Annotated in this window: 14 protein-coding genes and 1 other annotated feature; of the genes, 12 read left to right on the top strand and 2 right to left on the bottom strand. The window is 44.4% G+C overall.

Annotated features, from left to right (window positions below):
* Window positions 1–36: 36 nt before the first annotated feature.
* From QNH43_RS19290 to QNH43_RS19250, 9 genes are all read left to right on the top strand, one after another.
* Complete coding sequence (locus tag QNH43_RS19290) at window positions 37–1,509, top strand: Rne/Rng family ribonuclease (RefSeq protein WP_283918401.1); 1,473 nt, start codon at window positions 37–39, stop codon at window positions 1,507–1,509.
* A 75-nt stretch (window positions 1,510–1,584) separates the two neighbouring features.
* Window positions 1,585–1,668, top strand: a sequence feature (ribosomal protein L21 leader region).
* Window positions 1,669–1,681: 13 nt separating this feature from the next.
* Window positions 1,682–1,990: a 50S ribosomal protein L21 gene (gene rplU, locus QNH43_RS19285; protein ID WP_034308849.1), complete on the top strand. Its 309-nt coding sequence runs from the start codon at window positions 1,682–1,684 to the stop codon at window positions 1,988–1,990.
* 13 nt (window positions 1,991–2,003) lie between these two features.
* Window positions 2,004–2,336, top strand: a complete 333-nt coding sequence (locus QNH43_RS19280) for a ribosomal-processing cysteine protease Prp (protein WP_192205951.1) — start codon at window positions 2,004–2,006, stop codon at window positions 2,334–2,336.
* 12 nt (window positions 2,337–2,348) lie between these two features.
* Window positions 2,349–2,639, top strand: a complete 291-nt coding sequence (gene rpmA / locus QNH43_RS19275; RefSeq protein ID WP_034308845.1) for a 50S ribosomal protein L27 — start codon at window positions 2,349–2,351, stop codon at window positions 2,637–2,639.
* Window positions 2,640–3,177: 538 nt separating this feature from the next.
* Window positions 3,178–3,717 (top strand): Spo0B domain-containing protein, encoded by a 540-nt coding sequence (locus tag QNH43_RS19270; protein ID WP_283915297.1) that lies wholly within the window; start codon window positions 3,178–3,180, stop codon window positions 3,715–3,717.
* Between the two features lie 48 nt (window positions 3,718–3,765).
* On the top strand, window positions 3,766–5,055 hold the full coding sequence (obgE, locus tag QNH43_RS19265) for a GTPase ObgE (protein ID WP_283915296.1): 1,290 nt from the start codon (window positions 3,766–3,768) through the stop codon (window positions 5,053–5,055).
* Between the two features lie 40 nt (window positions 5,056–5,095).
* On the top strand, window positions 5,096–5,545 hold the full coding sequence (locus tag QNH43_RS19260) for an ACT domain-containing protein (RefSeq protein ID WP_076364968.1): 450 nt from the start codon (window positions 5,096–5,098) through the stop codon (window positions 5,543–5,545).
* Window positions 5,546–6,022: 477 nt separating this feature from the next.
* Window positions 6,023–6,898: a prephenate dehydratase gene (gene pheA / locus QNH43_RS19255; RefSeq protein ID WP_063232842.1), complete on the top strand. Its 876-nt coding sequence runs from the start codon at window positions 6,023–6,025 to the stop codon at window positions 6,896–6,898.
* A gap of 398 nt (window positions 6,899–7,296) precedes the next feature.
* The gene (locus QNH43_RS19250; protein ID WP_283915295.1) at window positions 7,297–8,001 is read left to right on the top strand and encodes a DUF6944 family repetitive protein; all 705 of its coding nucleotides are present in this window, start codon (window positions 7,297–7,299) and stop codon (window positions 7,999–8,001) included.
* A gap of 57 nt (window positions 8,002–8,058) precedes the next feature.
* On the opposite strand, the gene QNH43_RS19245 is transcribed toward QNH43_RS19250, so the two are convergent.
* Window positions 8,059–8,589, bottom strand: coding sequence for a transcription repressor NadR (locus QNH43_RS19245; RefSeq protein ID WP_434060131.1), 531 nt, complete (start codon window positions 8,587–8,589; stop codon window positions 8,059–8,061).
* A gap of 49 nt (window positions 8,590–8,638) precedes the next feature.
* Window positions 8,639–9,766, bottom strand: coding sequence for an IscS subfamily cysteine desulfurase (locus tag QNH43_RS19240; RefSeq protein WP_283915293.1), 1,128 nt, complete (start codon window positions 9,764–9,766; stop codon window positions 8,639–8,641).
* A 103-nt stretch (window positions 9,767–9,869) separates the two neighbouring features.
* On the opposite strand from QNH43_RS19240, the gene nadB reads away from it, so the two are divergent.
* From nadB to nadA, 3 genes are read left to right on the top strand one after another with little or no spacing between them, the layout of a single operon-like run.
* Window positions 9,870–11,453: an L-aspartate oxidase gene (gene nadB / locus QNH43_RS19235; protein WP_283915292.1), complete on the top strand. Its 1,584-nt coding sequence runs from the start codon at window positions 9,870–9,872 to the stop codon at window positions 11,451–11,453.
* On the top strand, window positions 11,434–12,285 hold the full coding sequence (gene nadC / locus QNH43_RS19230; RefSeq protein ID WP_076364980.1) for a carboxylating nicotinate-nucleotide diphosphorylase: 852 nt from the start codon (window positions 11,434–11,436) through the stop codon (window positions 12,283–12,285). Before nadB ends, nadC begins: the two co-directional genes overlap by 20 nt.
* Window positions 12,282–13,388, top strand: coding sequence for a quinolinate synthase NadA (gene nadA, locus QNH43_RS19225; RefSeq protein ID WP_076364982.1), 1,107 nt, complete (start codon window positions 12,282–12,284; stop codon window positions 13,386–13,388). The genes nadC and nadA overlap by 4 nt, the downstream gene beginning before the upstream one ends.
* Window positions 13,389–13,421 lie beyond the last annotated feature (33 nt).

The following is a 13,421-nucleotide window of genomic DNA, read 5'->3' as shown; positions in this document are numbered from 1 at the left end:
TTATCCTTTCTTCAAATTGAGGAGAGGATTTTTTTGATGAAAAAAATGATCGCGAACCTAGCTTCACGCGAAAAAAGAGTGGCCGTACTAGAGAATGGTGTTCTACGTAAACTTGAAATCATGCCGCCTCAAAAGCGCAGTACGGTCGGCAATATTTATCTTGGGAAAGTGACGAAGGTTTTACCGGGAATGGACGCCGTCTTCGTTGATTATGGTGCAGAGAAGAATGGTTTTTTACACCGTGACGAGATTCCCTCTTTCCAGCTGACAAAAAAAAGTGATGGGAAAGCATCCGTCGGTCAATTTGTCCATCAGGGAGAAAAGCTGCTAGTTCAGGTGACTCGGGATGAATCGGGCACCAAAGGAGCTAAATTGACTGGGCTGATCGAGTTTTCAACAGAGTCCCTCGTATACATACATGGAATAGATTATGTTGGTGTTTCAAAGAAATTCAAAAACGGGGATCTTCAAAAGCAGTGGCGGGAAACGGCCTTGCAGTATAAAAATCCAGATGAGGGATTGATTGTCCGCACCTCGATGGAGAACGAAAGTGAATCGGTATTCCTTGACAGGTTAGCTGGATTGCGGGAGCACTATAAAGGGCTTGAAGTTAAGGCTGCGTCCCTTAAGGCCCCGTCCATACTCTATGAGAGGGACGCATACCTTGACATGATCATTTCTGAAATGTCGGGAACGGCGACAGGGGAACTCGCCATCGATGATTTCGAGGCTTATCGGGAGCTGAGAAAGTGGATACTGGAAAACCATAAGGAATGGGAAATATCCCATGTATCTGGTCCAAAGAATATTTTTTCCGAATGGAATGTCGAAGCGCAAGTTGAGAAAATGGCCAAGAAAATCGTTTGGCTTGAGAATGGCGGTTATTTAATTTTTGAAGAAACGGAGGCTTTCACCGTAATCGATGTCAATTCAGGTAAGTTCACCGGCAAGGTGGCGAAGGAAGCAACATTGTTTGCGGTTAATCAGGCTGCGGCGAAAGAAGTCGCCCGTCAGCTGAGGTTGAGGAATATCAGCGGAATCATCTTGGTGGATTTTATCAATATGGACAATTTACGGCATGAGCAGGAAATCATCGATATCGTCAAAAAGGAAGCGGTGAGGGATGAGAAGCGAATCCAGGTCATCGGCTTTACGGAATTGGGCATTTTACAAATGACGAGAAAGCGAACCTCCCCGTCTTTAAGTGAAATGATGTCGGTACCATGCCCCGTGTGCAGTGGAAGCGGAAAAATCGAGAGCCCGGAAACGGTGGCCTTCCGGTTGGAACGGGAACTGCTGGAACACAGGAAGACGGATGATGAAGCGGTCTGGGTGGAGGTCAGTAAAGCGGTGGCGGACGTGCTGCTTGGCGAAAAAGAATCATATCGGCCGACACTGGAGGAATTGATCGCTAAAAAGATATTCCTATCTTTTATCCAAGGTTCGGGTAATGCCTATTCCATCAAGCGTTTCGGAAGCATTCAGGAAATCGGGCGGGCTTTCGGGTGAAGAACGGGAATTCTAATAAATATATTGACAGCCTTTCCTGTTTCATGTTAGGATTTTAATGTTATGTTTGTAGCACCCGTGCTACAACCGCTCAACAACAGGTTTTAAGCTTTTGCCTTTCTGGTAAAACGCCTGTGATTGGCGAGTCTGAGACATTTAAGGAGGTGCAAGTATGTACGCAATTATCGAAACTGGCGGTAAACAAATTAAAGTAGCAGCTGGCGAAGCGGTTTACATTGAAAAATTAAACGCAGAAGCAGGCGAAACTGTTACATTTGACAAAGTTTTATTCGTAGGTGGCGAAGACGTGAAAGTCGGTGCTCCACTAGTTGAAGGCGCTACTGTAACAGGTACTGTCGAAAAACAAGGTAAGCAAAAGAAAATCACTGTTTTCAAATACAAAGCGAAGAAGAACAATCGTAAAAAACAAGGTCATCGTCAACCATACACAAAAGTTGTTATCGAAGCAATCAACGCGTAAGGGCTGATTCTAGATGATTAAAGTTGTATTTGATGCTCCGCAGGAACGGATTGCTTCGTTCACCTTAAGCGGACATGCTAATTTTGCTAAAAAAGGTTCTGATATCGTTTGTGCAGGTGTATCGGCTGTTTCCTTCGGGGCAGTCAATGCAATCATGTCCTTAACGGACGTAGAGCCTGAGATTGAGCAAGGGAGAGAGGGCGGCTATCTTCGCTGCGTCATTCCGGGGAATCTTTCGCCGGAATCGGAAGGGAAGGTTCAGCTTCTTTTGAACGGCATGCTCGTATCGCTGCAAACCATCGAACGTGATTATGGTAAATACATGAAAATTATCCTCAACCAATAGGAGGTGGAACAAATGTTAAGATTAAATCTTCAGTTCTTCGCTTCGAAAAAAGGAGTAGGTTCTACAAAGAACGGACGTGACTCTCAATCTAAGCGTCTTGGCGCTAAACGTGCAGATGGTCAATTCGTTTCTGGTGGTTCTATCCTTTACCGTCAACGCGGAACGAAAATCTATCCAGGTGAGAACGTAGGCCGTGGTGGAGACGATACTCTATACGCTAAAGTAGACGGTGTTGTTAAATTCGAACGTTTCGGACGTGACCGTAAAAAAGTAAGCGTATATCCAGTTGCACAAGAAGCATAATTGGCATCTTTGAACAGAGGCTGACTCAAAAGGGTCTGATTCCTTCTACAAGACACTATATACCGCGTCATTTTTAATAATGGTATGTTATATAGTGATGAAGGGGTCCGGCCCTTTATTTATACTATAGGAACGAACCAGCATTTGGCAGGAGACTTTAGTCATTAGTATAAGGAAAACAACCTCTGACTTACAAATGGCTCGCCAATCGGCGGGCTTTCTTAAACTTTCAGGGGGGAAATCCAAGAATACTCATCCATCCGATTTGGTTAAACCGAATAGACACTCCAATTCAACTATAATATCTCCAATTGGTGCATAAATAAGGCCCATTCTCTTTTTTAGTTCAAATGGCTCTACCATCGTCCAAAGAACTCAGGGTGTGCGGCTGTATTTTTTGGACGGGGGCTTTCATGTGAAGGCATGTGAATCAAGCTTCATTTCCTGTTTGTTGTTTTTTTGATATACTGTACAAATGGAAGTATTCAACATGATAGAGCCGAAAAAAGTTTCTTTATCATAATTGAAGGTGTTAATAATGGATAAAAATTGGACGACTATTGAAACTCTGCGTCAAACCAGGCATGACTGGCTGAATAAAATTCAAATAATCAAAGGGAATCTGGAGTTGAACAGAATCGACCGTGTCAAGGGCATCATTGATGAAATCATTGTTGAAACCCAGAATGAAGCACGCCTTTCCAGTTTGAATTTACCTAAATTCACCGAGATGCTGTTGACGGCGAATTGGAATAATGGATCCTTTTATTGCGAATATGAAATCATTGATGTTTTTGAAGGCTCAACTGAGATGGACGGGCTGATGTATCGCTGGACAAACGATTTCTTTAAAATTCTGGATAAGAATCTGGATCCGTTTTTTGAAAATATACTGGCTGTTTCCATGTGTAAAAAAGAAGTGAGCGATATGCACTGTTCATTTCATATGCAAGGCAGGTTCATTGATCAATCCCCAGTGATCGAGTTTTTGGAAAGTTCATTGACGGCCGAGCAATCGATTGAAATTCTTGAATGTAATGAGGATGAAATATTTTTTAAGATGGATATTAACTTTTAGAGAAGTATACAGCAAGAAATGACTTGCAGAAAACAAGGAAGTGATAGCATGTTTGTCGATCAAACGAAAGTCTATGTAAAAGGCGGAGACGGTGGTAACGGGATAGTTGCTTATCGTCGTGAGAAATTCATACCTAAAGGCGGTCCTGCTGGCGGAGATGGCGGTAATGGGGCCAATGTCGTTTTTGAAGTGGAAGAGGGCTTGCGTACATTAATGGATTTCCGTTATCAACGTCACTTTAAGGCACCTCGCGGAGAACATGGCATGTCCAAAAACATGCACGGTGCGGCTGCAAAGGATATGGTCATCAAGGTTCCACCAGGCACGGTTGTCATTGATGATAAAACGAAGGAAGTCATTGCTGATTTGGTTGAGCACGGGCAGCGCGCCATCATCGCCAAGGGTGGCCGCGGGGGCCGGGGAAATTCCCGTTTTGCCACACCTGCCAATCCTGCACCTGAAATCGCTGAGAACGGCGAACCGGGCCAGGAACGCGATATCATCATGGAATTGAAACTGTTGGCTGATGTCGGTTTGGTTGGTTTCCCGAGTGTAGGGAAATCCACTTTGCTTTCCGTCGTGTCCGCAGCAAGGCCTAAAATTGCCGAATACCATTTTACGACGATCGTACCGAACCTTGGAATGGTGGAAACGGAAGATCACCGTAGCTTTGTCATGGCCGATTTACCTGGTCTGATTGAAGGTGCTTCAGAAGGAGTGGGCCTTGGACATCAATTCCTGCGCCATATTGAAAGAACGAGGGTAATCATTCATGTAATCGATATGTCGGGTCTTGAAGGCCGTGATCCATTTGAAGACTACCAAACAATCAATAAAGAGTTGGAAGAGTATAACCTGCGCTTGACTGAACGTCCGCAAATCATTGTTGCAAGTAAAATGGATATGCCGGACTCAGCAGATAATTTAGCGGCATTCAAGGAAAAGCTGGAAGAGGACTATCCTGTCTTCCCGATTTCTGCCGTGACCCGTGAAGGGATCCGTGAGCTTCTTTATGCAATTGCTGATAAAATCGAAGAAACGCCTGAGTTCCCTCTTGACCATGAAGAAGAGAATACTGGAATCCATCGGGTTCTATATAAACATACATCACAGTCTGATGAATTTAACATTGAACGCGAATCCGATGGCAGCTTTGCCGTATCAGGATTCAAGGTCGAGCGTCTATTCAAAATGACTGACTTCACCCGTGAAGAGTCCGTACGTCGTTTCGCCAGACAGCTTCGTTCATTCGGAGTCGACGAAGGCCTTCGCCAAAAAGGTGCGACAAATGGCGATATTGTCCGTATCCTTGAATATGAATTTGAATTTGTTGATTGATTGTAAACCATGATGGCAGGCAAAAGGAGGCGTGCGGAGTTTGAATAAGGCCGATCAGAAATTTTTCCTCGTTCGAGAGGATGTCCTTCCCGAAGCGATGAAAAAAACGCTGGATGCAAAAGAAATGATTGAACGGGGAAAAGCAGAATCAGTTTGGGAAGCGGTACAGCGAGTGGACCTAAGCAGGAGTGCATTTTACAAGTACCGTGACACGGTTTTTCCGTTTCATACAGTTGTTAAGGAAAAGCTGATTACACTGTTCTTCTATCTCGAAGATCGTTCTGGTACTCTATCGGAGCTCTTACGGCTCGTCGCCTCATCCGGTTGCAACATCATGACCATCCACCAAACGATCCCTTTGCAGGGACGTGCAAATGTCACCCTATCCCTGAATACGGGCGGGATGACGATGGATATTGATGATCTGCTTACTAAACTGCGTAAAATGGAGTTCGTCGAAAAAGTCGAAATCATTGGTAACGGCGCTTGAAAACAGCCTGTACATTTCAAATGTACAGGCTGTTTGTTTGTAGACAAAAAGGTTTCGGAATCGTCTCATTCCGAAACCTTTCCAACTGATTCTGTGAGTGGCTGCTACTATGTTATAAAGAGATGAACGAACAGTTTGCCTATTCGTTTCATGCGAGTTCTATCTTAATGTTAAAACCAAGTTGATTGGAACGGAAGGTACGAGACTCCTGCTTAGAAAAGCGTGTCCAAGGGAGACCCCGCAGGCGCAATGGCGCCGAGGAGACTCCAGGACCGCCCGTGGAAAGCGAGTGCCTGGAGTGGAAATCAACGGTCAAATTTTAAAAATCTAAAACAGCCTGTAGACATCCTCAATTATTATTGAGTTTGTCTACAGGCTGTTTTCATTTGTAAGAGGAAATTAACGATTAAGTATTGTAAAAAATCAGAAAATGGCATAACATAAACAGTAGATTTTCCGTGAGAAGGAGTTTATAATATGACATCAAAAATTGCATTTCTTGGACCAAAAGCAACATTCACGGATTTAGCTGTATCGCGACTATTTCCTAATGATATAAAAATACCGATGAACACGATTCCGGACTGCCTTGATGCTGTTCGGGACGGGGAAGTGAATCACGCGCTCGTGCCGATCGAGAATGCTTTGGAGGGTTCGGTAAATATAACGATGGATTATTTAGTCCATGAAGTCACATTACCGATGAAAGGCGAAGTGACGATTCCAATCCAACAGCATTATATGGTGCATCCGGATCATGCATATCCTGGTTTCAAACCTGACATGGTTTATTCGCATTCCCATGCCATAGCTCAATGCCGCAAATTTCTACATAATGAGCTAAGGGGCATTCCATATGAGTATGTCACATCCACTGCAGCCGCTGCGAAGATGGTGATGGAGAATCCCGATATCAATATTGCTGCGATTGCAAATGATATGGCTGCGGAAGAGTACGGTTTGACGATTGTAAAACAAAATATTCACGATTATGAACATAATCACACCAAGTTTATCGTCGTATCCAACAGTGAAGTCGACTATGAAGGGCATTTGACCGTTGAAGGGGACAAGAAAACGACCTTGATGATCCAGCTGCCTGCCGACCACTCAGGACAGCTGCACCAAGTCCTTTCCGCTTTTTCCTGGAGGAAACTTAACCTTTCCAAGATTGAATCAAGACCAATGAAAACAGGATTGGGCAATTACTTTTTCATCATCGACATCGAAATGCCCCTTGATGATGTTCTCATCCCAGGAGCGATCTCTGAGCTTGAGGCCTTAGGATGTACGGTTTCGATCATGGGAAGCTATTCATGCTTTAAAGTGCAAACAGGTGTACCGCAACGATGAATGATAAATGGTACAATTTCAGCTGAAGTTGTACATGATGAATAAGAAGGGTGCCCCGGGAGTATTTCCGGGGCATTTTTTGTGTTCGTTAAGATTTTTATTACCCTTGTGACAAGTTCCTAAAATGGTTGGCTGTCATTAGATGAAATATATAGCAATAGGCAGGAAGGAAGGCCATTCATATTTCGATTTAGGGGAAGATGGACGAAGTTTTTCATGATAAAAAGAGCCTATGATTCTGGATGGGAACAAACACCGATTGTGATGAACGCAAATACAATAAGTAAATCCCGTTAGGCAGTCTGTTGAAATCGGAACAGTAATACATACGTTGATGACTGAATCATGGAAGCACCTTTTTTATCAAAAATGCAGAGAGAGGGTGGTGGTCAGCAGAGATGGATAATCAATTCAAAGAAACTTTCGGTTCTTGGATTCAAGCGATAGGAACTGTCCTTTCTGCTATAGCGGGTACACCATCCGATGTCTTGGACGAAGAATTTCGTAATAACCTGGATTTGATTGGAAATGAACTTCAAGCAACAGGAAATGCCTTGTTGGCGGACGCAGAAGAAACTTGGTCACTGGATAAATTTGGAAACCAATTACAAGCAATCGGAAATTCGACGGTTATCTTAGGATTAGTCATTGATTTCGATGAAGTAACCAAACAGGAATTGATCATCAAAGGTAATTTGATCCAAGCGTTGGGCGGAGGTACCGCTTTGGCCGGGGCATTCGAAAATCCGGATGAACCGGAGCAGGCTTTCAATGCTACGGGAAATTTGCTGCAGGCGATTGGGAATTCGATGCAAGCGATAGGCGGAATTGAGGAACTTAAAAATAGTGTTCTAGAAAAAGACCAAGAAAAGGATCAAAAGGAAGAAGAGCAAGATAAGGAGCAGGGAAAAGAGCAGGAACTACAAAAATATCAATATCCTGATTTGGAAGAGAAGCCATCTCATGCTGAATTAATCCAAGCGACGGGAGGCTGGGTTCAGGCGGTCGGTTCCGTCATTAGTCTTATCGGGCAGTTGAGAAGTAACCAGGAAGAAAACTCCGGGGAAGGCAGCTCAAATGAAAGCAATTCCGATGATGGATGAGCATGATGACCAATGAAAAAACCCTCAAAAGATATGGCTTTTGAGGATTTTGCGTTATCAATCAACTAAAATGCCGGCATCCCTTAAAGCACACTCCGCTTCGTCGAGCAGATCTTCAGATGCTGCGCTCAGTGTATGGAGATGGATGCCGCTCGTCAGTTCCGATAAAAAAGATGCGTTCGTTGCCGTCACCCTTGAAAGGAATTGCTGGACTTCCTTCCGGCTGCTGACCATGATGGAAGCGGTTAGGTCGCCGTAAACGGGGTGCTCGATTTTGACATCTTTCACCGTGATGCCGATATCCACAAGTAAATATAGCTCTTCTTGGGTCCGGGAAGGATCGTGTTGGCAAGCAATGATCCTTTCCGGCTTTTGCGTGCTCCCCGTTTGTAAGTACAGATAGCCTTGGCTTGTGGCAATGATAGGTTCATTCCGCGCTTTCAGTAGGGTTATGTCACCAACGATAACCTGCCGGCTTACATTCGTTATCTGCGAAAGCTCGCTGCCCGTTACAGGCTCCGCGCTTGTTTGCAATAAATGTAAGAGTTTCGTCCGTCTTTCTTCCCCGAGTAATTTCTTTCTTTCCATTAACATTCACCTCTTTAATTACAAACATTCTAACACAGATTGGAGGGTTTTATCGAATGGCAGCTATTCCTTCGATGCAGTCCGCCAACTTGTGAATGTCGTCGTCCGTCGTGTTTTTGCCAAAGGAAAGGCGGACGAATTGATGGGCTTCATCTTCGCTTTTCCCAATGGCCATCATCGTTTTTGAAGGATCCTGTTTACCGATTTGACAGGCGCTTCCCGTCGAAACGGCGAATCCTTTCTGGTTTAATTCCAACATGATGTACTGTCCTTGCAAACCAGCGAAGGTCAGCGCCAGAATGTGAGGCAATTGCGCGTTTTTTGCTTCGATGATTTGAAAATCGATTTTCCTTTCCGTTAGCCGTTGGATCAATTGCATTCTAAGTGTGGAAATCCGCTTTCGTTCAGCTTCCATGATATCCCCCAATTTCCTGGCAGCGGTTACGAAGGAAGCAATTCCGGGGACGTCCACTGTTCCTGGTCTGAAACCATATTCATGAGTGATATTCGGTACCGAAGGCTTCAACTGATGGATGGCCGGGAAAATGACGGCACCAATCCCTTTTGGACCATAAACTTTATGACTGGAAATGGATAGTCCATCACATGAGGCAGCTATCTTCCCAAGCGGTAATTTAGCAAATGATTGGACACAATCCACATGAAAAAAAGCCTGGTGTTTTCGAACGATTTCACTTATTTGCTCAATGGGTTGAATGACCCCGATTTCCGAATTCACATGCTGGACAATGACCAAGCATGTTTTCTCCGACATACATTCCTGCAGATGTTCAATATCAACCCGGCCATCTTCCAAATGCTGTAAATAAGTAACCTCGAATCCTTCTTGTTCAAGTTTTGCCACGAAATTGGCAAGAGATGCATGTTCGGTTCGGCTTACAATCAAGTGGTTCTGCCAGGTTGGTTTCGAAGCGATGAATGTATCGATGGCAAGCATGTTGCTTTCTGATCCGCCGCTCGTAAAGATGATTCCTTCCTTTTTTATGTTCAGCATTTCTGCGAGTTGCTGCCGTGACATATCCAATAAACGTGCCGCTTCAGAGCCAATATCATGCAAACTGCTCGCATTCCCGAAAAACGTCCGGGATGCTTGGCTGAATACGTCGAGAGCCTCCTCATCAATCGGAGTTGTAGCAGCGTAATCCAAATAAATCAAGAAATCACTTCCATCCTTTAATCTTAAAAAACTCTTGATAATAGTTTAATAATATGTAAATATAGTTGTCAAGACACCTGTCATAAACAGGAGGAATGAAATAATGGTAAAAGCGGAAATCATCGTGATAGGCAGCGGGATTGCTGCCTTGAAAACGGCATTGGAAGCAAGTGAACATAAGCATGTGATACTCATCACAAAATCAAATATCCGTCATGGTAATTCTTATTTAGCCCAGGGCGGGATTGCTGCTGCAATATCTGATCGTGACCGAGTATCCTTTCATAAAAAAGATACGCTGGCAGCTGGTCAGCGATATAACAAGGTGAAGGCAGTGGAAAAACTCGTCGAAGAGGCACCTTCGGTTATAGCTGAACTTATTGATTCGGGTATGCGATTTGACCAGGACCAGGACGGAACTCTATTGCTTGGCATGGAGGGCGCCCACAGTGAACGAAGAATCCTTCATAGTCACGGTGATGCAACAGGAAAGTACATGATGGAACATCTTATAGGGCGTTTGAAACAATCATCGATTACTGTGATGGAGAATGTTGCTGCAGTGGAATTGATCATCGGGCAAGATGATTCGTGCATAGGTGTCAAAACACTTGATAAGGCAGGGCAACTTGTTGCCTATCATGCGGAACAGACGGTTTTGGCAACAGGCGGCTGTGGTTCCCTATACCATTTCACATCAAATTCACAAACCGTTTCAGGTGATGGAATCGCACTTGCATTCAAGGCCGGTGCAAAAGTTCGTGACATGGAATTCATACAATTCCATCCGACCCTGCTTTTTGTAAATGGCAAAGCGAAAGGGCTGGTTTCAGAAGCGGTTCGCGGGGATGGTGCGAGATTAGTGACGGAAATGGGAACGCCGATCATGGAGGATGTCCATAGCTTGAAGGATCTAGCACCAAGGCATATTGTTGCACAGACGATTTTTTCTTATTTGCAGCGCGGTGAAAAGGTATTTTTGGATATTTCGATGATAAAGGATTTTAAAAATCGTTTTCCGACAGTGAGCACATTATGTGAAAAAAGCGGGCTGGACCTTCAAATGGGGAAAATCCCGGTTGCACCAGGAAACCATTTTCTAATGGGAGGAATTGAAGTGGATGAATCGGGGCAAACCTCTGTACCCTCTTTGTATGCAGTTGGTGAAGTGGCATGCACTGGTGTACATGGTGCAAACCGATTGGCAAGCAATTCCCTTCTCGAAGGATTGGTTTTTGGAAATGCGCTTGGCCGTTTCCTTGCTAAAGTCCCGGCAAGGTCGATACCTGAAGAAAAAGGGCGGTCCAAGATTTCCAGTCAAATTTCCTTTCTACCTGATCTCTCGACATTGCAGGAAAAATTAATGAACGAAGCGGGAATCGTTCGGAATGAAGCTGGTTTAACTCGACTGAAGGATTATCTTGAGACATTTACTATCGAAAAATTGCTGCATATGGAAGTAACGGCATTATCGATACAAGAAATAACGAAAATCAATGCCATCATCGTGGCGTGGCTGATTGCCGAATCAGCATTGACCAGAACGGAAAGCAGGGGCGGTCATTTCCGCAGTGACTATCCTAACGAAGATGACGCCCAATGGCTTGAAAATTCGGTTATCCTTGCATGCACGGATGTAAAAAACCGAGTGAAAGGGAGACGACTATATGAATATATTGAAGCTTAAGCAGATGCTGCAACAATTTTTAATGGAAGATATAGGGGAATGCGATGTAACGAGTGATACGATTTTTGATCAAGGTGAACAAGGAACTTTGACATTCATCGCAAAAGAAGGCGGGGTCTTTAGTGGAGGAGACGTCATCAAGACGGGATTTGCATTGTTGGATGAGCAAATCGAGGTTTCCCTGTTTTTTCAAGATGGCGAAGTTTTCGAAAAAGGACAGCAGCTTGCTAAAATGACCGGCGATATGGCCTCCCTGTTAAAAGGGGAACGGGTCGTTTTGAATTTAGTGCAGCGCATGTCCGGCATTGCGACACAGGCACATAAAGCTGCCATGATTTTAGCGGGGACGAAGACGAGAGCTTGTGATACGAGGAAAACTACACCAGGCCTGCGGATGCTTGAAAAATATGCGGTTCGTTCCGGCGGGGCATTCAATCACCGGTATGGTTTGTATGATGCAGTCATGATAAAGGACAATCATATTTCTTTCGCTGGGTCCATAACGAAAGCGGTTCAAACGGTAAAATCCAAACTGGGACATACCACTAAAGTGGAAGTGGAAACGGAATCACCACAACAGGTGCTTGAAGCAGTGGAAGCCGGTGCAGATATCATCATGTTCGATAACCGGAGCCCCGAAGAAATCAAGCAACTGATTAAATTGGTTCCCGCCCACATCATAACTGAAGCTTCTGGAGGGATCCATTTAGACAATCTAGCCTCATATCGGGAAACAGGGGTAGATTATATTTCGTTGGGCAGCTTGACGCACAGTGTCAGGGCACTTGATATTAGCGCAAAGGTCAAAGAGCGGGAGGGAATATTGAAATGAACATATTGGAGATGGCTAAAACAGCAGGAAATGCATTACCTGAAAAGTATAAAACGATGACAAAGGAAGAGATGGAGAATCGGGTCCTTGACATTAAGAAACGACTGGGGAACCGTCTTTATATTCCAGGTCATCATTATCAACGGGAGGAAGTCATTCAATTTTCGGATTCAACGGGGGATTCACTTCAATTGGCCCAGCTTTCCGCGCAAAATCGCGAAGCGGATTATATCGTGTTCTGTGGCGTGCATTTCATGGCTGAAACAGCAGATATTTTGACGGAAGAAGGGCAGACGGTTATCCTTCCTGACATGCGTGCAGGCTGCTCCATGGCGGATATGGCGGATATTGAACAAACGGAACGGGCGTGGACAAAGCTTCAGGATTTATTTGGCGATACGATCCTTCCGCTAACTTATGTAAATTCCACAGCGGCAATCAAAGCTTTTGTAGGGAAAAATGGCGGGGCGACGGTGACGTCTTCCAATGCACAAGGGATGGTCTCGTGGGCCCTCTCGCAAAAAGAAAGGATCCTTTTTCTTCCCGATCAGCATCTTGGGAGGAATACCGCCTTTGACCTTGGAATCCCATTGAATGAAATGGCTGTCTGGGATCCGCATAAAGATGAATTGATCTATGAAGGGGACCTGGAAGATCTAAAGGTACTTCTTTGGAAAGGACATTGTTCAGTCCATGAAAATTTCACTACGGCGAATATTGAAACGCTTAGAGCGGAGCAGCCTGAAATGAATATCATCGTTCATCCCGAATGTCGCCGTGAGGTAGTCGCCCTGTCAGATTATGCGGGGTCGACATCGTACATCATAAATATGATCGAAAAAGCCGAACCAGGCAGTTCTTGGGCAATCGGTACGGAAATGAACCTTGTCAAGCGACTTATCGCCAATAATCCTGACAAGAACATCATCTCGTTAAATCCGAATATGTGTCCATGTCTAACAATGAACCGGATTGATCTGCCTCACCTGCTATGGGCGCTTGAATCCATTGAAGAAGGTATCATCATCAATCCGATAAAAGTGGAGAAAAACATTGCGGATAATGCCATCCTGGCATTAAACAGAATGCTGGAGCGCGTTTGAGTCAGTGCTTTCTAAAAAGACTTTGGATCATAA

It is taken from the genome of Peribacillus simplex (assembly GCF_030123325.1).
Classification (GTDB): Bacteria; Bacillota; Bacilli; order Bacillales; family DSM-1321; genus Peribacillus; species Peribacillus simplex_D.
The sequence above is the reverse complement of the archived record's forward strand: the minus strand, read 5'-3'. Positions and strand labels throughout refer to the sequence as shown.

Bases quoted from the DNA above. Each gene is read 5' to 3' on its own strand.
- QNH43_RS19290 (WP_283918401.1), top strand. From the start codon at position 37: ATGAAAAAAATGATCGCGAACCTAGCTTCACGCGAAAAAAGAGTGGCC.
- rplU (WP_034308849.1), top strand. From the start codon at position 1,682: ATGTACGCAATTATCGAAACTGGCGGTAAACAAATTAAAGTAGCAGCT.
- QNH43_RS19280 (WP_192205951.1), top strand. From the start codon at position 2,004: ATGATTAAAGTTGTATTTGATGCTCCGCAGGAACGGATTGCTTCGTTC.
- rpmA (WP_034308845.1), top strand. From the start codon at position 2,349: ATGTTAAGATTAAATCTTCAGTTCTTCGCTTCGAAAAAAGGAGTAGGT.
- QNH43_RS19270 (WP_283915297.1), top strand. From the start codon at position 3,178: ATGGATAAAAATTGGACGACTATTGAAACTCTGCGTCAAACCAGGCAT.
- obgE (WP_283915296.1), top strand. From the start codon at position 3,766: ATGTTTGTCGATCAAACGAAAGTCTATGTAAAAGGCGGAGACGGTGGT.
- pheA (WP_063232842.1), top strand. From the start codon at position 6,023: ATGACATCAAAAATTGCATTTCTTGGACCAAAAGCAACATTCACGGAT.
- QNH43_RS19250 (WP_283915295.1), top strand. From the start codon at position 7,297: ATGGATAATCAATTCAAAGAAACTTTCGGTTCTTGGATTCAAGCGATA.
- QNH43_RS19245 (WP_434060131.1), bottom strand. From the start codon at position 8,589: ATGGAAAGAAAGAAATTACTCGGGGAAGAAAGACGGACGAAACTCTTA.
- nadB (WP_283915292.1), top strand. From the start codon at position 9,870: ATGGTAAAAGCGGAAATCATCGTGATAGGCAGCGGGATTGCTGCCTTG.
- nadC (WP_076364980.1), top strand. From the start codon at position 11,434: ATGAATATATTGAAGCTTAAGCAGATGCTGCAACAATTTTTAATGGAA.
- nadA (WP_076364982.1), top strand. From the start codon at position 12,282: ATGAACATATTGGAGATGGCTAAAACAGCAGGAAATGCATTACCTGAA.